The organism is Hyphomonas sp. L-53-1-40, from assembly GCF_000682775.1.
Taxonomy (GTDB): domain Bacteria; phylum Pseudomonadota; class Alphaproteobacteria; order Caulobacterales; family Hyphomonadaceae; genus Hyphomonas.
In genome coordinates this window covers 362,466-384,482 of the sequence record NZ_AWFI01000001.1, presented here as the reverse complement: position 1 = coordinate 384,482, position 22,017 = coordinate 362,466, and the positions used below count along the sequence as shown (strand labels likewise).

General features: G+C 61.1%; 23 protein-coding genes. 15 read left to right on the top strand and 8 right to left on the bottom strand.

Annotated features, from left to right (window positions below):
* Nucleotides 1-17 precede the first annotated feature (17 nt).
* On the top strand, nt 18-437 hold the full coding sequence (gene apaG, locus L53_RS01855) for a Co2+/Mg2+ efflux protein ApaG (RefSeq protein WP_233347478.1): 420 nt from the start codon (nt 18-20) through the stop codon (nt 435-437).
* Between the two features lie 17 nt (nt 438-454).
* Here the strand turns inward: apaG and L53_RS01850 are convergent, their stop codons facing one another.
* The 5 genes from L53_RS01850 to L53_RS01830 form a co-directional block, all read right to left on the bottom strand.
* Entirely contained in the window at nt 455-1,201 is a 747-nt protein-coding gene (locus L53_RS01850; RefSeq protein WP_051607453.1) for a DsbA family protein, read from the bottom strand.
* A 98-nt stretch (nt 1,202-1,299) separates the two neighbouring features.
* The gene (locus L53_RS01845) at nt 1,300-2,682 is read right to left on the bottom strand and encodes a M48 family metalloprotease (RefSeq protein ID WP_034811014.1); all 1,383 of its coding nucleotides are present in this window, start codon (nt 2,680-2,682) and stop codon (nt 1,300-1,302) included.
* Between the two features lie 92 nt (nt 2,683-2,774).
* Nucleotides 2,775-3,785 (bottom strand): ABC transporter ATP-binding protein, encoded by a 1,011-nt coding sequence (locus L53_RS01840; protein WP_034811012.1) that lies wholly within the window; start codon nt 3,783-3,785, stop codon nt 2,775-2,777.
* On the bottom strand, nt 3,782-5,326 hold the full coding sequence (locus L53_RS01835; RefSeq protein ID WP_233347476.1) for an iron ABC transporter permease: 1,545 nt from the start codon (nt 5,324-5,326) through the stop codon (nt 3,782-3,784). The genes L53_RS01840 and L53_RS01835 overlap by 4 nt, the downstream gene beginning before the upstream one ends.
* A 75-nt stretch (nt 5,327-5,401) precedes the next feature.
* A complete protein-coding gene (locus tag L53_RS01830; protein ID WP_034811006.1) occupies nt 5,402-6,466 on the bottom strand; it encodes an extracellular solute-binding protein in 1,065 nt (354 codons plus the stop codon).
* A gap of 228 nt (nt 6,467-6,694) precedes the next feature.
* On the opposite strand from L53_RS01830, the gene L53_RS16925 reads away from it, so the two are divergent.
* From L53_RS16925 to L53_RS01805, 5 genes are all read left to right on the top strand, one after another.
* A complete protein-coding gene (locus tag L53_RS16925) occupies nt 6,695-6,943 on the top strand; it encodes a hypothetical protein (RefSeq protein WP_156947783.1) in 249 nt (82 codons plus the stop codon).
* 38 nt (nt 6,944-6,981) lie between these two features.
* Nucleotides 6,982-8,142 (top strand): glycine oxidase ThiO, encoded by a 1,161-nt coding sequence (thiO, locus tag L53_RS01820; RefSeq protein ID WP_034811002.1) that lies wholly within the window; start codon nt 6,982-6,984, stop codon nt 8,140-8,142.
* A 132-nt stretch (nt 8,143-8,274) separates the two neighbouring features.
* The gene (locus tag L53_RS01815) at nt 8,275-9,852 is read left to right on the top strand and encodes an ABC-F family ATP-binding cassette domain-containing protein (RefSeq protein ID WP_034811000.1); all 1,578 of its coding nucleotides are present in this window, start codon (nt 8,275-8,277) and stop codon (nt 9,850-9,852) included.
* A gap of 67 nt (nt 9,853-9,919) precedes the next feature.
* Complete coding sequence (locus L53_RS01810; RefSeq protein WP_156947782.1) at nt 9,920-11,092, top strand: acyl-CoA dehydrogenase family protein; 1,173 nt, start codon at nt 9,920-9,922, stop codon at nt 11,090-11,092.
* A gap of 127 nt (nt 11,093-11,219) precedes the next feature.
* Nucleotides 11,220-11,588 carry a hypothetical protein gene (locus tag L53_RS01805; protein WP_034810998.1) on the top strand — a complete coding sequence of 123 codons (369 nt, stop codon included), beginning with the start codon at nt 11,220-11,222 and terminating at the stop codon, nt 11,586-11,588.
* 75 nt (nt 11,589-11,663) lie between these two features.
* Here L53_RS01805 and L53_RS01800 read toward each other — a convergent pair whose 3' ends face one another.
* Together L53_RS01800 and L53_RS01795 are read right to left on the bottom strand one after the other, a co-directional pair.
* Nucleotides 11,664-12,290 (bottom strand): sulfotransferase family protein, encoded by a 627-nt coding sequence (locus L53_RS01800; protein ID WP_034810995.1) that lies wholly within the window; start codon nt 12,288-12,290, stop codon nt 11,664-11,666.
* Nucleotides 12,291-12,437: 147 nt separating this feature from the next.
* Nucleotides 12,438-14,450, bottom strand: coding sequence for a bifunctional diguanylate cyclase/phosphodiesterase (locus L53_RS01795; RefSeq protein WP_034810993.1), 2,013 nt, complete (start codon nt 14,448-14,450; stop codon nt 12,438-12,440).
* Between the two features lie 169 nt (nt 14,451-14,619).
* On the opposite strand from L53_RS01795, the gene L53_RS01790 reads away from it, so the two are divergent.
* The 8 genes from L53_RS01790 (at nt 14,620) to der (ending at nt 20,565) form a co-directional block, all read left to right on the top strand.
* A complete protein-coding gene (locus L53_RS01790; RefSeq protein ID WP_034810991.1) occupies nt 14,620-14,868 on the top strand; it encodes a DUF3297 family protein in 249 nt (82 codons plus the stop codon).
* Nucleotides 14,869-14,939: 71 nt separating this feature from the next.
* Nucleotides 14,940-15,524, top strand: coding sequence for an NnrU family protein (locus L53_RS01785; RefSeq protein WP_034810989.1), 585 nt, complete (start codon nt 14,940-14,942; stop codon nt 15,522-15,524).
* 4 nt (nt 15,525-15,528) lie between these two features.
* Entirely contained in the window at nt 15,529-15,930 is a 402-nt protein-coding gene (locus L53_RS17690) for a GFA family protein (RefSeq protein ID WP_034810987.1), read from the top strand.
* A gap of 69 nt (nt 15,931-15,999) precedes the next feature.
* A complete protein-coding gene (gene panB, locus L53_RS01775) occupies nt 16,000-16,836 on the top strand; it encodes a 3-methyl-2-oxobutanoate hydroxymethyltransferase (protein ID WP_034810985.1) in 837 nt (278 codons plus the stop codon).
* A 69-nt stretch (nt 16,837-16,905) separates the two neighbouring features.
* Nucleotides 16,906-17,328: a hypothetical protein gene (locus tag L53_RS16110; RefSeq protein WP_051607451.1), complete on the top strand. Its 423-nt coding sequence runs from the start codon at nt 16,906-16,908 to the stop codon at nt 17,326-17,328.
* Nucleotides 17,315-17,617, top strand: coding sequence for a hypothetical protein (locus L53_RS01765; protein ID WP_034810982.1), 303 nt, complete (start codon nt 17,315-17,317; stop codon nt 17,615-17,617). The genes L53_RS16110 and L53_RS01765 overlap by 14 nt, the downstream gene beginning before the upstream one ends.
* Complete coding sequence (locus L53_RS01760; protein ID WP_034810981.1) at nt 17,614-18,963, top strand: PQQ-like beta-propeller repeat protein; 1,350 nt, start codon at nt 17,614-17,616, stop codon at nt 18,961-18,963. Before L53_RS01765 ends, L53_RS01760 begins: the two co-directional genes overlap by 4 nt.
* Nucleotides 18,964-19,017: 54 nt before the next feature.
* On the top strand, nt 19,018-20,565 hold the full coding sequence (gene der, locus L53_RS01755; protein WP_051607450.1) for a ribosome biogenesis GTPase Der: 1,548 nt from the start codon (nt 19,018-19,020) through the stop codon (nt 20,563-20,565).
* Nucleotides 20,566-20,577: 12 nt separating this feature from the next.
* Here der and arfB read toward each other — a convergent pair whose 3' ends face one another.
* The gene (gene arfB / locus L53_RS01750; protein ID WP_034810979.1) at nt 20,578-21,012 is read right to left on the bottom strand and encodes an alternative ribosome rescue aminoacyl-tRNA hydrolase ArfB; all 435 of its coding nucleotides are present in this window, start codon (nt 21,010-21,012) and stop codon (nt 20,578-20,580) included.
* A 137-nt stretch (nt 21,013-21,149) separates the two neighbouring features.
* Here arfB and L53_RS16105 point away from each other — a divergent pair, with 137 nt between their 5' ends.
* Entirely contained in the window at nt 21,150-21,752 is a 603-nt protein-coding gene (locus L53_RS16105; protein WP_051607449.1) for an RcnB family protein, read from the top strand.
* Nucleotides 21,753-22,017: the final 265 nt, after the last annotated feature.

Sequence of the window (22,017 nt, the reverse complement as noted above, 5' to 3'; positions counted from 1 at the left end):
ATTGGATTGAATTTCACATGATGGGCAGACGGGTTCCTCCTCCACAATACGAACAGATCACCGATGGTGTGCGCATTCGTGTGCGTCCGAAGTTCATGCATGACGAATCCGAACCGGCGCGCGCCCGGTTCATGTGGTCCTACACGGTCGACGTTGAGAATGAGAGCGAGCAGACCTGGACCATCGTGCGCCGTCACTGGCGCATCGTGGATGCCGAAGGCCGTCGTCAGGAAGTCGAAGGTGAAGGCGTGATCGGCCAGACCCCAACCCTCGGGCCGGGCGAACGCTTCAGCTACACGTCTGGCGCGCCACTGGCGGCCCCGTCCGGAATCATGGGTGGCACCTATGATCTCAAAGGGGATGATGGCCGCGTATTGATCGCGACCATTCCGATGTTCTCACTGGACAGCCCGTACGAGACGTCACTGCCCTGCTGAGATTCGTCTGGTTCTGATCAGCCCTTGATCTCGGCCTTGATCGCCTCATTCAGCCGGTCGCGATTTGCGCCTTCGATGAACTCATTGCCAATCAGGAAGCTCGGCGTGGCCTCGACACCTACGGCGCGGGCAAGTTGCTTGGACTCAGACAGTTTGCGCTGAATGTCGATCGAGCCCATATCGGCGCGCATTTTCTGGACGTTCATGCCCACATCCCTGGCCACTTCGTCGAGCTTGGCTTCAGTCAGGTCGTCATTGTTCTTGATGGCCATCAAAGCCAGATGGAATTCGCGATACTTGCCTTGCTTGCCGGCGGCGAGCGCCGCAAGCGAAGCGGTCTCACTGATGCCGCCAAAGATTGGCAGTTCCTTGAAGACGACCCGGACATTACCGTCATAGTCTTCCGGCAATGCCTGAATCCATTCGACCGACCGTTTGCACCAGCCGCAGCGATAGTCGAAGAATTCGACCACGGTGATCTCTGCATCGGCCGGGCCGATGAAATAATCATTCTCATTATTGTAGATCGCGTCGAAATTGCTCGCGATGGCTTTCTGCGCCTCTTGAGAGGCTGCAGCCTGTTGCTTCGCGGACAGCTTGATCAGCGCCTCCTCGATGATTTCCGGGTTCTCGAGAATGTACTCCCGCACAACTTGCTCCATGGCTTCGCGATCGGCGACCGGCGCCGCCTTGCTCTCGGCACAGGCGGGCGTCAGGGCGAGCGCAGCCATGGCGGCCGTCATCGTGGTCAGTCTGAAAGTCATGCGTGGTTTCCTGTCATATTCAGGTCAAAGTCGGTTCAGGCCAGATATACGGCCTGAATTCCGCACGTCTATCCAGCCTAACACAAAGTTGATCAGGACTATTCGACCGTGAGCGAGAAACGCCGATTGCGGCGATACATGTCGCGATTGTCCGGATTGTTGGCATCGGTCACCAACAGGATGTCGTCAGCGCGGCGATAATCCGGCGTGCCAGGCTCCAGGCTCTGGACAGCAAAATGGGCAAACCGGTTGGCTCGCACAATGTCGCCAACAGCATAGGCAGACTCGGCTGTGGCCAGCTGGGCATCGGCGCGGCGCCCCTGCTTTTCATATGTGATGGCCAGCTGAGCCCAGGCGAACGCATTGTTCGGCTCGGCAATCAACGCATCATGCAAAGCCTTTTCGGCGGCTTCGACATCGCCTGCTTCGTCACGCGCATTCAACGACCGGGCAAGGTTGATCAGCAGCAGGGGCTGGCCCGGCTTCAATTCGAGCGATTTCTCGTGCGGCGCAACAGATTCGGCCGCACGGCCGCTCTCGAACAGGATCTGGCCTTTAAGCTCCCAGAAAAAGGGATTCTCCGGATCGTCTTCAAGCAATGAGTTCACCTCGATCAGCGCGCGATCAATATCAGAAACCTGCATGGCGGCGATGGAACGCGCATATCGTGCTGGCTGGCTCTGGTCACTGGCCGGGTACTCCCGCGCCACCTTGTTCGGTGTGTCGAGGAAGCCGATGAGCTTGGCACGCATCATCTGGTATTGGTGCAGCTCACGATCGGTTTGCGGCGTGTCCATCATGCCGGAATCTTCGGCCAACTGGCGCACGGTGCGAATCCGGTCCGATGCGAGCGGGTGAGCCCGGAAATACGGATACCGGCGCGCGCTGGAGAGCACTTCCTGATAGCGGAAATTCTCGAAGAATTCGACGATCCCGCGGGGCGATTGCCCCAGCTGCGTGAGGTATTCGACTGCCGCGGCATCGGCTGTGGCCTCTTCCGAACGCGTGTGGGTGAAGAAGTTCAGCGCAGCAAATTGTTGTGATGAACCGATCAGGGCTGCACCTGCCCCCCCTTCACCGGCGGCCATGGCCAGAATACCAAGACCGATAGAGAGCAGCGCCGGGCGCATGGCGACCCCGGCCGCGCGCGAACGGCTGACCGAGTGGCCACAGGCGATGTGACAGGTCTCATGCCCGATCACGCCCTTGATCTGCAGCGAGGAATCCGCAGCGATTATAAGGCCGGTATGAAGGTGTATGTTCTGGCCGTTCGCCACGAACGCGTTCAATGAAGGATCATTGATCAGGTACAGGCCGACATCGTTCGGCTTCAGCCCAGCCACTTCGAGAATGGGATTGGTCCATTCGCGCAGCGTCTCCTCGATCTCCGCATCGCGGATCAGGCTTTGGGCCGTGGCGCTTGCTGCCATCATTGCGGCGAGCGCTGCGGTCGCGGCCAGTTTCAGGAAATTTCGCGCCATGCAAAGCGCCTCCTGTTGATTGCATCTACATCCCTGATTTTATGGGATGCCTTACCGATTGGCGAGGGCTTCCTCGCACTATAACGGATTTGTCAGGAATCGGCTGACTGGAAGATGAATGTCAGGGTTGGATCGAGCCGAATACCAATCTCCGTTCCTGCTTTGGGTGCCGTCATGCGCGGCACGAGCGCGGTAAGGGATTGTCCCTGGCACTCCAGCAACAAACGACAAAGAGGTCCGGTCAGCTGGCTGGCTGTTACGCTCGCCCTTACCGTTGAACTCTCATCCTGCAACACGCCTTCCGGGCGTACGATCAGTTCCGCTCCGACTGGTACATCCTGCCCGACAAGTCCGGTCGGCAGGTCTGCGGCCCGTATGCGGCTGACTGGACCGAGAGCGGCGGCAATCGCCGCGCTTTGCGGTCTCTGGTAGATTTCAGCCGCTTCACCCTGCTGCAACAAGTGCCCGCCCTGAAGAATGGCAATGCAATCGGCGCTTTCGAGCGCCTCGGTCGGGTCATGCGTCACCAGCAGTGCCGGAATGCCAGCCTCCCGGATCGCGGCAAGCGCCGTATCCCGCACACTGCCACGCAATGCCGGGTCGAGACCGGAAAATGGCTCATCCATCAGGATCGCGGCAGGCTCCGGCGCAAGTGCGCGGGCAATGGCCACGCGCTGTTGTTCGCCGCCCGAGAGTTCGTGCGGGTATGCGCCGGCCCGATCTGTCAGACCAAGCCGCTCCAGCCATTCGGCCGCCAGCAGGCGGGCCGCTTCCTTGCCGCGCGATTTGAGCCCGAAGGCCACATTCTGCGCGGCGGTCAAATGCGGGAACAAGGCGAAATCCTGAAAGATCAGCCCGATGCGGCGTTTCTCGGCCGGGACCGTCTTGCCCGGCGCAGAGAGCAACTCATCTCCCAGCCGGATCTCACCACCATCGAGCGGTTCAAGTCCGGCGAACAAGCGCAACAAAGTCGATTTTCCCGCGCCGGACCCACCGAGCAATGCTGTGATGTTGCCGGGTTCCAGAGTGAGGCTTACGCCCTCCACTACAGCGGTTGGCCCATAGCGGCGGGTTACGTTCGTCGCGGTCAAATGCACGCTCATTGCGTGTCCCCCGGACGCGAATGGCTGAGCCGCCACGATAGCAGGATCACGGGCAGCAAGCCTGCCAGCGTGATGAGCAGGGACGGCAAGGCCGCCGCCGCCAGACGCTCATCCGTGGCATAGGCATTCGCCCGAACAGACAGTGTGTCCCAATTGAAAGGTCGCAGCATCAAGGTAGCCGGCAGCTCTTTCAGGGATTCAACGAACAGGATCAGTGCACCAGCCATGGCGCCTGATAGCGCGACCGGCAGGTCAACGGAAACCGCGCGGCGCAGCGGCGAAGCCCCAAGGCTCTCGGCGGCATAGCCCATGGAGGCCGGAGCGCGACCGAGCGCTGCCACCATCGGCTCTGCGCCCGACGTGGTGAACCGGCTGGCATAGACCCATGCCAAGGCCACGATTGCTCCCGCCCCGGTCAGCGTGATGTCAAGATATCCCATCACCAACAGCGCGCCGAGCGCGAGAACAGCACCCGGAATGGCGTAGCCGGTCGAGGCCATCAGACGCGCAAAGCCGGCGATCAGTCCGCTCTGCCGGGCCGTCAGCGCGATGACCATCGCCAGCACGAACGCCAGCGCCGCACCTGACCCGGCAAGGATCAGCGTGTTCACCAACGCCCGCCCGATTGGCGCGATCTGGTCTTGCGATTCCATGACAAGCCAGACCAGGCGCGACATTGGCAAAACGAAAGTAGTAAGGAACAGGAGCGCACAGGCCGCCATTGCGCCCAGGCCGGCCCAACGTGGCAGGCGCGCACGTGACACGCTACGCCACCGGGTCGAACTTTGCTGGCTGCCGGCGCGGCCCCGCGTATGACGTTCGGTCAGGATCAACGCGATCACGATCACGACCAGAACCAAAGCAAGCCGCGCCGCTGCCGCGGGTTCGCCAAAGCTCTGCCAGGCGCGCACAATGCCGAAGGTCAGAGTGGGCACACCGAGAAACTCCGCTGCGCCATAATCGGCCGCCGCTTCCATCAGGGTCAGGGCAAGGCCGGCTGCGATGGCCGGTCGGGCGGCCGGAAGGGCGACCTGCCAGAACCGCCGGGCACTGCTGGCACCCAGACTGCGCGCCGCCTCCAGAGCGCAGACAGATTGCGAGACGAAGGCCGCTCGGGCCGTCAGATAGACATAAGGATAAAGCGCGCAGGTCAGCACGAAGGCGAGCCCCGGCAGGCTGCGCATGTCCGGAAACCAATAGTCCCGCGCGGTCCAGCCGGTAACATCCCGGATCGCTGTCTGGAACGGCCCCATCAGGCCCATCAGATCGGCATAGGCATAGGCAAGCACGTAGCCGGGCGCCGCCAGAGGCAGGATCAGCAACCATTCGAACAGGCCCCGTCCCGGAAACTGGTACATCGTCACCAGCCAAGCCGCCGGAACCGCAACGGCGAGCGTCATGAGCGCGGTTAACAGCAGCGTGCCGAGCGTGCCGGTCGTGTAGCCGGTCAGCAGCGTGTCGCGGATATGGGTCCACGCTTCACCGCCACCATTCATCAGGCCCGCAAACAGGGTCACGACGACAGGTACAGCAATGATCAAGCCCGCCAATAAGGCGGGCCCGTCAATGCTCCTGAATCGGAAGCGGCGTATGGCGGCCAGAGCGCTCAAGCGAGATCAGTTCCATCCAGCCCGGTCGTAGATGGCCTGTGCCTCAGCCTGATTCTCTCCAAGCTGGTTGAGCGGGAATATGCTCTCCTTGAAATCAGGCGGCAGGCGGTCGAGCCCTTCCGGCATCTCGGCGCCAGCGACCAGCGGGATTTCCTTGGTCTCGGTGGTCAGCAGGAACTGGCCCTCCTCACCGGCCAGCCATTCAATGAACTGGATGGCAGCCTCCTTGTGCGGTGCATGGGCCGCAACCCCCGCGCCGGTGACATTCACATGCGCGCCCCAGCTATCCTGCTGCGGGAAGGACAGCATGGTCTTTTCGACCGATTTGCGCTGGGCGTCGGAGCCTTGCGTCATGCGCACCCAGTAATAATGGTTCACCAGCGCGACCGAGCATTGGCCAGCGGCAATTGCCTCAATCTGCCCGGTGTCGCCGCCCTGGGGCGGACGTGCGAAGTTCGCCACCACGCTGCGCGCCCAAGCCTCGGCCGTATCCTTGCCAAGTCGATCAATCAATTCCCCCATCAGGGAGAGATTGTAGATGTTCGTGCTGGACCGCATGCAGACATCGCCCTCGAGATTGGCGCTGGCGAGGTCGGCATATTCATCCACTTGCTCCGGCTCGACACGGGCAGGATCATACACGATCACGCGCAGCCGTTTGGCCAGACCGTACCAATGATTGTCCGGATCGCGGAAATGCTCGGGAATGCGCGTCGCTAGCAATTCGGACTCGACGGGCTGCATCAGGCCCGCATCCTTGAATCGGTAAAGTGTGCCAGCATCGGACGAGATAATGACATCCGCCGGACTATTGTCGCCTTCGGCCTTCATCGCCTCAAGCAGTTCGGCCGCGCCGGATTCGCGAAACCGAACGCGGATGCCGGTCTCATCCTCGAAGCGTTTGTAGAGCTCCTTGTCGGAATCATAGTGCCGGGCCGAATACACATTCAGCAGGCCGGTGGGCTCAGCCACAGATTCTGCAGCGGCTTCGGGCTCCCCGGAATCTCCAGAGGGTGCCCCGCAAGCGGCAAGAAAAACGCAGGCGGTGGCCAGGGATGCATACCATTTCATGGAACAAACTCTCTTTGAGGGGCATTGATGATCTGTTCAATCACATTTGAGAATGGATCGCAACGAACGACATGCGCGACCTTTTTGCCCGAAATTTGCACAGACCCCCGGATTGGGACGGTCAAAAGCAAGAATCTTATGCTGCATCGCACAAAATGCGATATTGATCTGAAGATACAAAATGAGTCCGGAAAACCGGACGCAACAATCAGGTGCTTGGGGATGACAATGAAAGATATCGTAGTGGATCTCGATTTAGGGTCACCGGAAGAGGACGCGCTTTTGTCAGCGACGCTCGACGCGTTCGTCATCGAACAGCTTGAGCGCGACGCCGATGAAGGCCCCGAAATGATGGTACGCACCGCATTCCGTCCGACCGGCGAGATGTGCAAGGAAATCGTGTTCCAGAGCCAGAAATGGGCCGAAGCTTTCCAATCCTATTGGGAAAGCCAGAAAATGCAGGTCTCCGCCGCCTGAGCGTTCAATTCCCTTGCAGAATGGCATAGATAGCGCAGATGACCTGCGCCGCCCGCCCCGAATCATCTTCCCCCCACATTGCCATCGCTGGCGCGGGCATTATCGGCCTCAGCTGCGCGCTCGAACTCGCCCGGCGCGGCGCGGCCATCACGCTCTACGATCCCAACACACCCGGTCGCGGCGCCAGCTGGGCTGCTGCTGGCATGATTGCCCCCGCCTTCGAGGCCGCCTCAGAGCCGGGCGTTCACCCCCAACTTTTTGATCTCTGTCTTGAAAGCGCGCGGCTCTGGCCGGAATTTGCAGCGCACCTTGAAACCGAAAGCGGAGAAACTGTCGGATATGCGGCCGGACCATCCCTGGCGGTCGCCGCGAGTGAAGCAATGGCAGCCCACCTCGACGGAATCCTCGACACGCTGACCAATCGCGGCCTGCCTGGCCAGCGGCTGGACATGGATACCGCACGCCGGATCGAACCGGCCCTGTCGCCTGACCTGCGCGGCGTCCTGCAGCTCACCACGGATGGCCAAGTGAACAATCGCGCCGTCGTCTCGGCGCTGCTCGCACTGTGTGAACGCCACCCACGCATCATGCTGGAACGCACGCCCGCACCGTTGCAGTCACACGGCGACGCGCTGGATGTGGAAGGCCATGATGTCATTCTGATCACAGCCGGCTGGCAGAGCGGCGAGTTGAAAGTGACCGAACATGGCAAGCAATTCAGCCTGGCAAACTGGGACTCGTCGCTGGATGAGATCGACACTTATGGCGGCCAGATGCTGTCAGTTGAGCGCCGGGCAGACCACCCCGCCACCACACTGCGCGCCGGTCCGATCTACATGGTGCCGCGCGGCGACCAGCTTGTCATCGGCGCCACGATGGAGCCCGGCCGCACGACAGGTATGCCGAATACGGATGATGTTGCCAACCTTCTGCAAAACGCCTCCCACATCGTGCCCTCGCTGACGGATGCCCGCATCACCTCCGCATGGTCCGGTATACGTCCCGGCACGCCGGACTTCGCGCCCTTTCTCGGTCGCACGCGCCAGCCCAACATGTTCGTCGCCGCAGGCCATTATCGCAATGGCATCCTTTTGACTCCCATCACAGCAAGGATCGTGGCTGACCTGATACTGGGTGGCGACTCCAGCGACCTTGCCGCTGCCTTCGCGCCATCTCGCGCGCTTCCGGCCCAAGCCTGATTTTCCTTGAACTGCGTGCAGGAATGCGTATGTAGGCGCTTCGATCCGCAGAGAAACCTATGGAGGCCAAAGACATGGATTACGCAAAGCCCAATGCTTCGCTGACCCTTTCCATGATTGCACGGCCTGTCCATGTCTTCCTTTCTCACGCTCGATTCCCTTTCCCTCACCACGCCTGACGGCACGCCGCTCTTTGACGGCCTGACCTTGTCGCTCAGTCGCGAACGCATCGGCCTTGTCGGCCGCAATGGCTGTGGCAAGTCCACCCTGTTGCGCGCCATAGCCGGCGATGTGGAGCCTGCACGTGGCAGCCTGTCCGTGCGCGGCCGCCTGGGCCGCCTCGCCCAGATCGCGGACGAAGCCCAGACCATCTCCGAAGCGCTCGGTGCGGCAGACGGCCTTGCCCGACTTGCGCGCCTGGCCGCTGGTGAAGGTTCACTGGAAGATGCCGATTTGGCCGACTGGACGCTGGAGTCCCGGCTCGAATCCGCTCTGGCATCGACCGGTCTCCGCGACATGCCATGGGACACCCGCCTGTCCCGGCTCAGCGGCGGCGAACGCACACGAATCATGATCGCCCGGCTCCTGTTGGAACAGCCCGACATATTGCTGCTGGACGAACCCACCAACAATCTTGACACGGATGGCCGTGCCGCCATCGCGAAGCTCCTGCGCGATTGGCGCGGTGGCGCAATCATTGCCAGCCATGACCGCGACTTGCTGGAACACATGGACCGGATTGTGGAACTCTCGCCTGTAGGCGTCACGGTGTTCGGTGGCGGGTGGAGCGACTTCCGCGAAGCCCGCGACGCGGCGCGCGCACAGGCCGAAGCTGATCTCGCCAGATCCCAGACCACCCTGCGTCGCACACAGGCAGACGCCCAGCGCGCAAAGGAAAAACAGGACCGGCGCGACAAGGCGGGCCGCACCGCCCGCGCAAAGGGTGATGCCCCCAAGATGCTGCTCGACAAACGACAGGAACGCGCCGAGGCTACCGCCGCACGGGGCGGCGACCTTGCCAGCCGCCAGACCAATGAAAGCGCTGCCGTACTGGAAGCCGCCCGCGCCAGGGTCGAAGTTACCGCGCCCGTCACGATGGACCTGCCGCACGTCCACCTGCCCCGGTCAAAGGACATCCTGCGCGTGACCGAGGCCGTCGCCGCCTTCGGCAACCGCCGCCTGTTCGGTCCGCTCAGCTTCGACATAAGGGGGCCGGAGCGGATCGCCATTGCCGGCCAGAATGGCGCCGGCAAGTCGACCTTGATGCGCATGATCCTTGGCGAAATCGCCCCCGCTTCCGGCACGGTCGAGATGCTGACGCCCCGGATCGCCCGGCTCGACCAGCATGTCAGCCTGCTGCCCTCGGGCGGCTCGATTCTCGAGGCCATCCGCGCCGTCCAGCCGCACCTGACAAAGAATGAAACCCATGCCGCCCTCGCCCGCTTCGCCTTCCGAAATGAGGCTGCCCACCAGTCCGTGGCGACGCTCAGCGGCGGCGAACGCCTGCGCGCGGGCCTCGCCGCCATCTTTGCCGCGCCCGAGCCGCCCGAACTCCTCTTGCTGGACGAGCCGACCAACCATCTCGACATGGCCACGATTGAAGCATTGGAAACCGCCCTCAAAGCCTATGATGGCGCCCTCCTCGTCATCAGCCACGACCCGGCCTTTCTCGCAGCCATCGGCATCAGGCGCACAATTGTGCTCCCCTGACGCAGGGCAATCGCTGGACGGGCCTGCATGGCCGCCTTAAGTCTGGCCCTCAGGAGGATTACGTCACATGCATCAGATCGCGCCGATGAGTGAAGATCAGGCCGCCATCAAGGCCGCCGTCGAAAAAACGCTCGAACCCTTTGGGGATGATTATTGGGCGAAGACGGACGAGACCGGCGACTGGCCGGAGGAATTCTGTGACGCCATGGCCGCGGGCGGCTGGCTCGGCATTGCCTTCCCGGAGGAATATGGCGGCGCGGGCCTTGGCCTGACCGAAGCGGCGCTGATGATGCAGACCGTCACGCGCACCGGCGCGGGCTATTCCGGCGCCTCGGCCATCCATCTCAACATTTTCGGGCCGAAGCCCCTGGAGCGCTTCGGCAATCCGGAACAGAAGCGCGAAAACCTGCCCAAGATCATCTCTGGCGAGGAGAAGATGTGCTTTGCCGTGACCGAGCCGAATTCCGGCCTCGACACGTCCAGCCTCGAAACCAAGGCCGAGCGCACCAATACCGGCTACACGATCAATGGCCGCAAGATCTGGACGACTGGCGCCCAGCGCGCCGACAAGATCCTGATCATCGCGCGCACCACCCCCAAGGACCAGTGCGCCAAGCCCTATCTGGGCCTCTCCCTGTTCTACACCGATCTCGACCCAAACAAGATCGAGCGCCAGCCGATCCCGAAAATGGGCCGCAAGGCGGTGGAGTGCAACATGCTCTATATTGACGGGCTCGAAGTGCCGAAAGACCACCTGATCGGCGAGGAAGGCGAAGGCTTCAAATACCTGCTTCAGGGCCTGAACCCCGAGCGTGTCCTGTTCGCCGTCGAATCCATCGGGCTTGGCTTTTCCGCGCTGGAGCGGGCCGCGACCTATGCGAAAGAGCGCGTCGTCTTCGGCCGTCCGATTGGTCAGAATCAGGGCATCCAGCATCCGCTGGCAAAATCCTGGGCCGAACTCTCCGCCGCCGAACTGCTCGCCTACAAGGCGGCAGGACTCTACGATGCCGGACAGGATTGCGGCGCCGAGGCCAATTCCGCGAAATATCTCGGCACCGAAGCTGGCTTCCGCGCTTGCGAGACCGCTGTGCTGACACATGGCGGCATGGGCTATGCGAAAGAGTACCATGTCGAGCGCATGATGCGCGAAGCCATGCTCGCCCGCATCGCCCCGGTCAGCCGCGAAATGATCCTCAACTTCATCGCCGAACGGGTCCTCGGCCTGCCGAAGAGTTACTAATTGATCCGGGGAGACCACCCGGCCTGTCCCCGGCCCTTTAACGTCAAAACCCCTGACCTGCCGCTCAGGTCAGGGTTTTTTCTACGCCCTATCCAACCGGACTTGGCGCCGTGGCAGGATTGGCTGCATGGACTCGCTGTTTCGGCCCCTTGCAACACCGCTGCCAGCACATCTGGAACCCTATCGGTTCTGGATCTGGCTGCAGACGGTGGCCCTGCGCCTGTATGTGCGGGCGCTGAAGGGCCGGGGCGTTCCGTTCATGACGGTCATCGACCATCGCGGCACCGTGTATCTTCAATGGATCGGCGACGCGCCGCATGAGCGCGAACCGGACCCGCTGGCCTTCACATGGTCAAAGGCTTTCCGCCTGGCAATTGGCGAACTGAAGTCCGCTCATCCGGGCGAACACCGGAACCGTGTGCGACTTGATGCGGGCGAACCAAGCTGCCAGATGCCGTTCAGCCAGAACTACGCCCTGCCTGGTCCGGACCCCTGACCGCACCACCTTTCACGAAAATTCAAACTCCCCCGAAGCGCCCTCACAGGCGTCGCACCTGCTGGCGCGGCCAGCCTACAGGTCGTCGGCCTTGGTCATGTGCTGGAAGAATTCTTCCTTGCTGTTGGTACGCGGATAAGGCTCGGCGGGCACGGGCACGCCGAGGAAGGCGCAGAGCGGTTCCCAGCCATCCTTGGCCGAATGGACCAGAAGGCGCTCGGCGGGAATGGTGGCCTTCACCTTGGCTTCGTGCGCGTTGAATGCGGCGATCAGGCTGTCTTTGTCTTTCGCCCCGCCAAAGCTGCGCTCGAGCACCTTTGTCACCATCTTGAACCATTCGGTGGCTTGCGGCGGCCAGGTCTCCGGCGCCCAGACGGTTGCCAGAATGGTCTCGGAAATACTGCTGTACCAACTCTCGGCGGAACGCGTCGAAAGGATGATCTTCGCCTCAGGATAGGCATCGGCCGTCTCCTGCCAGAAGGCCGCGGTTGGCCAGTCCACGGCGGAATTGTACCCGTCATAGATGGCGGCAAAGTCGGGCTTGCCCGCCAGCGCATCATTCCAGAGCGGAACCTGCGCCTCACCATTCTCGATGACCTCGATCATGTGATGGCACGGCCCCCGGCCGAGTTGCTCAAGCGCCAGTTTAAGCGACATTGTGCCTGTACGCCCGAAGCCGGCGCTGATTACGGATAGTGTCATTGTGTTGTTCCCTCACCCGCCAGAACGGCGTCCTTGCTTCATCTTAGCACGGCTTTGAATGGTGAGAACCGGAAATCCACCCCGCAGGGCGAGGAGGCGATCAAGGAAATCGTCCAGAAGAACCGGGTAAGATCAACCCAAACCCGGTCAGGCCACATCCTTGGTCGGCACGGACAGCATGACGCCCATGCCATCAAATTTCAGCTCGCCGGTCAGGTAAGGCAGCATCTTCTCAGCCATCAGGGGCTTGGTGAAGATATAGCCCTGGACCAGATGACACCCGGCCGTGCGAACATGGTCCAGTTCTTCGCGGGTCTCCACGCCTTCTGCCACACAGGCAATCGACAGGGAGCGACACAAACGACTGATCGTCCGGACAAGGCCAAAGCTTTTTTGATTGTGCTCGATTGACGAAATGAAGCTTCGGTCGATCTTCACAATGTCGAATTCCAATTCCTGCAAGTATCGCAGAGAGGAAAATCCTGTGCCGAAATCATCCAGCGCGATCTTCACACCCAGTTCCCGGAATTTCAGCAGGTTGTTGTGAACCTCGGTGAAATCCGTCAGCAAAGAGGATTCCGTCACCTCAATCGAAATGCGCTGGCGCAGGCTCGGCGGTTGGCGGATTAGCATCGAAGCAAGCAGGTCCGTACACTGCCGGCTGTTCACGTCCTGTGCGGACAGGTTGACCGCAATGCGTGCCGTTTCCGGCCAAACCTTCAGCTGGGCAATCACTTTGCGGAAGACTGCCAGAGTCATTTCCTGGGTCATGCCAGCTTTCTCGGCAATCGGCACAAACTCTCCCGGCGGCACCATACCAATTTCCGGACTGTCCCAGCGCGCCAATGCCTCACAACGTCGAATGGCACCATCGCGTGTGTCGATGATCGGCTGGAAAACCAGATGAATTTCCTTGTCGAGATCCGCATTCTTGAACGCTTGGTGCACAAGCACTTCGCGGCGTTTGCTGGCGGCATGATGAGACGAAAACTCGACCACGGGGCCGGAGGTCGCTTCCTTGGCGCGGAACAGGGCGAAATCTGCCTGCTCAAGCAGGTCTTTTGCCGAGGCGACGTCGAAGCCGCGCGAAGACATGCCGACCGACGCTGATACGCGGCTGATATCTCCACTCGGCAGAACAACCGGGTGACTGATCGAAGCGACCAGTTCCAGCGAGAACTTCATGGCTTCCTCGCGCGATGTATTCCACGGCAGGACATAGGCGAACTCATCCCCGCCAAGACGCGCTACTGAGCCACCATATCGGGCCGCTGCCGCCTTCATTCGGTTCGCTGTTTCCACCAGCATGGCATCGCCTGCCGAATGTCCGAACACGTCATTCAAGGGCTTGAAGCCGTCCAGGTCAACCAGTCCGACAATCGGCAATTCCCCATCCGGGCTTCGTTCGAAGAAAAGGTTGATCTGTTCAAAGAACCGGCGCCGGTTTGGCAGGCCGGTCAGAGTGTCTGACAAGGCCAGGAAGCGATTGGATTCCGCCAGGCCCGAAGCCCGCTCATTCTCGGAGACCAGCTCATTGTGCAGCATCACCGATTCCGCGATGCGTTGCTTGTAAGTCAGGGACACTTTCAGGAATGCTGCATACGACACGGCCATCGGCAGGGCCATATAGCCGTAGTAAAACGGATCATGGCGTACGAAGATCATGCAGAATATCAGCAACGTCCCCGACAAGCCAGCTGCGACAATACGCGGCCGCGGCATCGAGCACATCATGCCAACCGGGCCGATCAGGCCGGTAAACAGGGCCAGTTGCGCTTCCTGTCGACCGATCGCGTACGGCCACAATAGAGCAATCCAGCCGCCCATGACGGCAAAGATGATCAGCGAGCCAATTTCTATCACCGCGAAATCACGCTGAGCGCGCAGCGGATCTGTAAATTCAGCCTGCGAATCGCGCCAATGATTGATCCGCAGTATACTTCCCACGATGAACAGGCATGGCAGGCCGAGTGTCAGATATAGCGGCGCATGGTTCAGGAAGCTCATCCCCAGCGAAAGCGACGCGACACACAACATCGCATAGAGAGCGGACAAATTCTTTGCGGTCGCGCGCATTTGCTCCATGACGACCGCTTCTTCGAGCGTACGTGCATTCTGGAGCATTGTGCGGTAATGCTTGATGTCGGATATACTTCGCATATCAGCCCGTTCTGTTCTGCGGTAACCAATAGCGACAGTTCCATAAAGCCCGGTTTAGTGGGGAAATAATTCCACTACTTTCCATTAACCATGTCTTCATTCCCACCTTGGGCCATCAAGTTGCGTCTGGGCTCTTGCAATTCCCTCATTCGCTGGCAAACAGCATCGCATGACCGACACACTTCCAGACCGCCTCGCCCTCGATCCAGACAGCAAGTTTCACGATGCAGATTTGCTGCAACGCGAGATCGGCGTCCGCTTCAATGGAACCGAGAAAACCAATGTCGAGGAATATTGTGTGTCTGAAGGCTGGATCCGCGTCGCGGCTGGCAAGGCGCTCGACCGCAAGGGCAAGCCCCTCACGCTGAAGCTGAAAGGCAATGTCGAAGTCTGGCTCAAGGATCAGCCCGAGGGCTGAGGCCGCCTTCAGGCTTTCCACTTTCCCACATCCCGGACTCCGCATAGACTCCCGCTCGGGAGGAAATCGTCATGCCGTATCTGATTGCCGGGCTGGTCGTGTTCTTTGGGGTCCATCTGTTTTCCGCGTTTCGAAGCCGAAAACCGGGAGAGGATCTGAAACAACGTATAGGCTACGGCCCCTATATGGGGCTCTACAGCCTGATTTCGTTGATCGGATTGGTCCTGATCATCTATGGCTATGACGCAGCGCGCTGGATGGGATCGCTCTATTTCGCGCCCAGTTGGGGCTCACACGTCAACATGGCGCTGATGCTGCCAGCCTTGATCTTCCTCGTCGCTGCCAACCTGCCGACAGGCCGGATCAAGAAAGCCCTGAAGCACCCCATGTTGGTGGCGGTGAAGCTCTGGGCGCTTGGTCACCTTCTGGCCAATGGCGAGTGGAACTCGATCATCCTGTTCGGCAGCTTCCTCGCCTATGCCGTGATCGACCGGATCGCAGTGAAGAAGCGCGGCGACAATGGCCCGCCGGCTGATGTGGCGGTGTCCAATATGGGAGACATTGGCGCGCTGGTGATCGGAACCGGCGTGTATGTCGCGTTCGTCTTCCACCTGCATCAATGGCTGATCGGCGTGCCTGTCGTGCCGGGAGTGTAGTCACATGGATGCGCAATGCGCTTGCGGCGCCGTGAAAGTCACGCTGCCTGACGATATCACGCCGGCCGTCGTCGCCTGTCACTGTACCGCGTGCCAGCGTCGCACCGGCTCCCCCTTCGGAGTGGGTGCATATTACCTGCTCACTGCTTTGACCATTGCAGGCAAGGCTACCTCGTGGACACGCGAAGCTGACAGCGGGGGCACCTTCACGACCTACTTTTGTCCCACCTGCGGGTCTACCGTCTACTGGGTCACCGAGAAGCACCCGGAAGCAGCGGGTATAGCCGTAGGGGCGATCGCGAATCCGCGCTTTCCCGGGCCGATACGCTCGGTCTGGGAAGAGACCCGGCATGAGTGGGTGGACATACCCACCGCCCTGCAGCACTTTCCCAAAGGTCGCAGCTGATCCGAAGGTGCCGGAGCGACCGTTCACATGCGCTTGCCCGCCGGTCTGAGGCAGGCTAAGTCGCTGACCATGTCGAAACAAACCCGTATTTCCCGCAAAACCGTCAAGGATATCGCCGCCGCCAAAGGGGGTGAGCCGCTGGTTTGCCTGACCGCCTATGACGCGCCAATGGCCGAGATCATGGACCCGCATGCCGACCTTATCCTCGTTGGCGACAGCGTCGGCATGGTGGTGCATGGCCTGCCCTCGACCGTAGGCGTGACGATGGAGATGATGATCCTGCACGGGCAGGCCGTGATGCGCGGCAGCCAGCAGGCCTTCGTCGTCGTCGATATGCCCTTTGGCAGCTACGAGACGAGTGAAGATCAGGCCTTTTTGAATGCCGCCCGCATCATGAAGGAAACCGGCTGTCAGGCGGTCAAGATCGAGAGCGGCGCCTATGCCGCTACCCAGATCGCCCATCTTGTGGAGCGTGGCATTCCGGTCATGGGCCATGTCGGCCTGCGCCCGCAGGCGGTGAATGTCGATGGTGGTTTCCGCGCCAAGGGCCGCACCGAATCCGAACGCGACATCGTGCTGAACGAGGCGCGCGCTGCAGACGACGCGGGCGCATTTGCCATTGTCATCGAAGGCGTTGCGCGCGATCTCGCCGACGAGATTACCAAGGCCGTCAGCTGCCCCACAATCGGCATCGGCGCGTCCGCCAGCTGCGATGGCCAGGTACTGGTCACACAGGACATGTTGGGCCTGTTCGACTGGGCGCCGAAATTCGTGCGCCGTTACGCCGACCTCCGCAGCGAGATCGACACCGCCCTCGGCCAGTTTGCTGTTGACGTCCGGTCCCGCGAATTCCCCGGCGAAGCCGAGACCTATTCCCTGCGAAAACCTGAGGCGAAACAGCCCTGACACGTTGCAGCTGGGCGCAGGCGCGTCTAGGTTCCCCCCGAAGTCAGATTACCCGATCGGAGCGCCACGTTGAGCGACATTTTTGACGAAGTCGATGAAAGCCTGCGCCAGGACAAGATGGAAGGCCTGTGGACACGCTACAGGCCCTTTATCTATGGCGCGGCGGCGCTGCTCATCGGGGCGGTGGCCCTGAATGAATTCGTGTTGCGTCCACAGGCTGAACAGGCCCGCGCCGAACGCGCGCTCGCCTTCGAGAACGCCCTGACCCTGCTGGAAGAAGACAACTATGTCGAAGCCGAAGCCGCGTTCCGTGAATTGGCCGAAGGCAACGGCAGGATCGCGCCTTTGGCAGCGCAATATCTGGCGCAGACCCAATATGAGGGCGGCGGCGACGCCAACCGTGGCTGCCGTGGAAGGCAGCCCCTACGAGCGCCTGTCCATCCTGAAGACCGCGTATTTCTCGGTCGATACCCAATCCATGGCAGACCTTGAAGCTACGTTGGGCAGCCTCGTTCAGGATGAAGGCCCGCTCGGCGCGCTTGCCCGTGAACTGATCGCGGCGAAAGCTTTCGAGAGCGGTGACATTGCCCGCGCCCGAACCGAGTTCAACCGTCTCCGCTTTGACGCGGCTGCGCCCGAAGGCGTGAAGCGCCGCGCCGAGATCGCCCTTGCTGCGATCCCGCCAGCGCCAGCTGAAGAAGCGGCCGCAAGCGACACTGAGACACCAGTTGAGGGCGAAGCGCCCGCTGAAACTGCCGATATCGAGGAGACCGGCCAATGAGGCTTTCACGCCCACTCAAGCTGACCGCAACCGCAACGGCGTTCGTCGCCCTGACGGCCTGCAGCAGCATTCCGTTCTTCGGCAATTCCGGCAATGACGACAAGGAACAGCTCGACAAGGCTGGCCGTGTCACGATGGTGCTCGCGGAGGAAGCGGTTGAGGCCAAGCCTGAGCTGGCCACGGAATCCATCGAACTGTTGCCTCCCACGGATATGGCATCCTGGCCGGAAGCAGGCGGGACCCCCGCCAAGGCACCAGGCCACGTCAACGCAGCGCCTGACCTGAAAATCGCCTGGCGCAATTCGGTCGGCAAAGGCTCCAGCAACAAGTCTGCCGTGACCACGCCACCGGTCGCCAGCGAGACGGCCATTTACACATTGGATGCAGACCAGACGATCTATTCGACGGAAATCTCCAGCGGCCGCACGCTCTGGAAAAAGGAACTCAAAGGCCTGACCAAGCGCGACAAGACCGCGCTCGGCGGCGGTCTTGCCGTGACAGATGGTACGCTGATCGTCGCAAGTGGCTTTGGCTATGTCACACGCGTCAGCGCCGAAGACGGGACCGAATTGTGGAAGCGCGAGCTTGGCGTGCCCATGACGGGTGCCCCCACCGTCAAGGACGGCACGATCTTTGTCGCCTCCAACAATAATGAAGTGTTCGCGCTGGACCTCGAGACCGGCGAGACCGATTGGAGCGATCAGGCAATTGCGGAATCCGCCCGCGTCCTCGGCAGCCCAAGCCCGGCCGCCATCGAAGACTTTGTGATCGCGCCTTACTCCTCCGGCGAGATCATTGCCTATCTTGCCAATAATGGCCGTCGACTCTGGACGGATGCCATTTCGCAGGCTGGCCGCTTCACCCCGATTTCCGAGATCAACGATATCGGCTCACGTCCGGTTCTGGCCGGTGGCCTCGTCTTCGCGTCCAGCCAGTCCGGCATCACGGTCGCCATTGACGGGCGCAGCGGCAATCGCGTCTGGGCGCGCCCCATCGGCTCGACCCAAGCCCCAGCGCTCAGCGGGAAATTCCTGTTTGTCATCGGCACCAATGCCACTCTGGCGGCGCTGGATGCTGGCTCAGGCGACGCCTATTGGGTCACCGAGCTGCCGCAGTACAAGAACGAGAGGAAAAAGAAGAAACGGATCAGCTATTCCGGTCCGCTTCTCGCGTCAGGACGCATCCTGATCGTTTCGTCCTATGGCGAGCTGCTCGCGTTTGATCCGCAGACGGGCGAACAGACCGCGTCTCTGGATATCAAGGACACGACTTATATCGAACCCATCGCCGTGCAGGGAAAAGTCTTCCTGCTGACCGATGAAGCAAAACTGGTTGCGATTCAGTAGCAGGCTGCGCCGGGCTGGCGCGCCTCGCCTGAACGCATAGGAGCGGGCCCCGCCATGCCTTTGAAACTCGCCATCGTCGGACGCCCCAATGTGGGCAAGTCGACCCTGTTCAACCGCCTCGTCGGCAAGAAGATCGCGCTGGTCGATGACCAGCCGGGCGTGACGCGGGACCGCAAACAGGCGGAAGGGCGCCTCGCCTCCCTGCCATTGGTCCTGATCGACACAGCGGGCTATGAGACGTCCTATGACGACAGTCTCGAATCCCGCATGCGCCAACAGACCGAGGCGGCGATTGCCGAGGCTGAACTGGCCCTCTTCCTGATTGATGCCCGCGTTGGCGTCACCCCGGAAGACGAGAACTTTGCCGCCCTGCTGCGCAAGGCCAATATCCCGATCGTTCTGGCGGCCAACAAGGCTGAAGGCAAACAGGGCACGGTCGGCGTGATGGATGCCTGGTCGCTGGGCCTGGGTGAACCGATTGGCTTGTCTGCCGAGCATGGCGAGGGCATGGCCGAACTTTACGAAGCCATTCGTCAGGCACTGGGCGAGGAAGCATTTGAGCTCGCCCTGCAGGAAGCCGAACTGGATTATGATCCCCGCGCCGCCGAGGACATCATCGAGAAGCTGGCCCATATCGATATCGACGATTTCTCTGTGTCCGACGATGATCTCGTCGCCGCTATTGAAGCGGCGGACGTAGACGTCGAACCCGAGCCGCAAAAAGACGACAAGCCGATCAAACTGGCCATTGTCGGCCGCCCGAATGCCGGCAAGTCCACGCTGATCAACCAACTGCTACAATCGGACCGCCTGCTAACTGGGCCCGAAGCTGGCATCACGCGCGACTCCATCTCTATTGACTGGGAATGGGAAGGCCGCCGCATTCGCCTGGTCGACACGGCAGGCCTGCGCCGCAAAAACAAGGTGCAGGAGCGTCTTGAACGTATGTCGACCGGCGAGACCATCCGCTCGCTGAAATATGCCGATATCATTGCCCTTGTCATGGACGCCCACGAGGCGATGGAAAAGCAGGACCTGCTGATTGCCGACCTCGCCCTGCGCGAAGGCCGCGGCGTCGTACTGGTCATTTCCAAATGGGACACGGTGAAAAAGCCGGATGAAGCCGCCAAACATATCCGGGATCTTGCCAACCGGCTGATGCCGAATGCTGGCGGTGCACCCGTCGTGTTCCTGTCCGGCCTGACAGGTCGGCATACGGACAGGCTGATGCCAGCCGTGGTCAAGGTGTATCAGGATTGGACCGCGCGCGTGAAGACGGGTGATCTGAACCGCTGGCTGCGCCACACGGTTGAGCGTCATCCGCCGCCAAGTGTTCAGGGCAAGCGCATCAAGCCACGCTACATGGCCCAGATGAAAGCCCGCCCACCGACCTTCGTGCTCATCGCCTCGCGCGGTGACCAGATGCCGGAAACCTACAAGCGCTATCTGATCAACAATCTGCGCGATGCCTTCGACATGCATGGCGTGCCGATCCGTCTGTTCGTCCGGCAGGGCAAGAACCCCTATGCTGACAAGGCCGACGGCGCGCGCAAGCCCCAAGGCAAGGGCCCTTATCGCGGCAAGCCGAACAAGAAGGGCTAGCTGCAGCGGCGTCTATTCCGTCGGATCGACGGACCCGCGCAGCGATTTGATCTCGCCACGGCGTTTTTTTGTGGCGATGCGACGTTTGACGCTGCCATAGGTCGGCTTGGTCTTGATGCGCCGTTTCGGACGACGGCTGGCACGAAGGATCATCTCGGCAAGCCGCTTGCGTGCAGATTCCCGGTTGAGCGCCTGGCTCCGATGCTCCGAAGCCTCCAGCATCAGCCGGCCATCCTTGGTTATCCGGTTGGCATACAGTTTGGCGAAGCGCGCCTTCACATCAGGTGGCAGAGATGACGCTTCGACGTGCCAGGTCAGCTGCACCGCAGTCGACACCTTGTTCACGTTCTGCCCACCTGGCCCGGACGCGCGCACGAATGCCTCTGACACTTCCCATGCGGGCAGTGTCAGTTCGTCATTGATACGGATGTCGCCGAATTCAGCCATGGAGTTTCCTTAACACGGTGTTCAGCCAGAGTTCAGCCCCGCAGGCCTAGCCTGACTGTCATAAGCCCGCAGGATGCGGGAAATGGCTGCCCCGGAAACGGTTTCCAAGGGGCCAATCTTCGGAGGCTTTGCCCGATATGAAGCTGTTCAAGACACTCACCACATTGGTGGCCACGACGGCCACGATCGGACTTCTTGCCGCTCCCGCTGCCTATGCAGAACGGGGACGCGGCGATCACAATCGCGGCGGCGGTTATCATGATGGCGGCCATCGCGGTGGAGACCGGGGACACCGGGACAATGGTCGACGCGACAATGGTCACCGCGGTGACCATAATCGTGGCAATCGAGGCTATAATAATGGCCACAATAATAGAGGCCATTACAATCGCGGCCACCATGCCCCGCGCCGCGACTACCGCCCCGCGCCGCGCCATGTCTATCGCGCGCCCGCGCGTTCGCATCGCCATTATGCACCGCCCCGTCACAATTATGTGCGCTACAGCCGGGCTTATGGACCCTATTATCGTCACGGCTACCAACCGCGCTACCATGTCGGTGGCTGGTATCGCCCCCACCAGCATACGGTCTATATCCGCGACTATCACACCTACGGCCTCTATGCGCCGCCACCGGGACACTACTGGGCGCGGGACCATCATAGCGGAGACGCGATTCTCGCCTCCGTCGCAACGGGGGCCATCATCGGACTGGTTGTCGGCGCGCTGGCCTATGATTGACACATGATCAGCGTATGAAAACTGACTGCGCCCGGGCCCAAGGTCCGGGCGTTTTTTGTGCGTCATGAAACAGTCATTCAAAAAAGCCGCGAAGTTAACTTTGTAATGGCGCAAATCATGCTTAACTTTGATTCGTCCGGAACGGTTCTGGACAAAGTTCGTGCCTGTTGCACGCTTGAAAGGAGGTGATTCATGTCGAGTGAGAAAACCAGAGGGATCAACAAGTTTATATCCTGTGGTGCCCGGCCGGAGCAGCCTCCTGTCG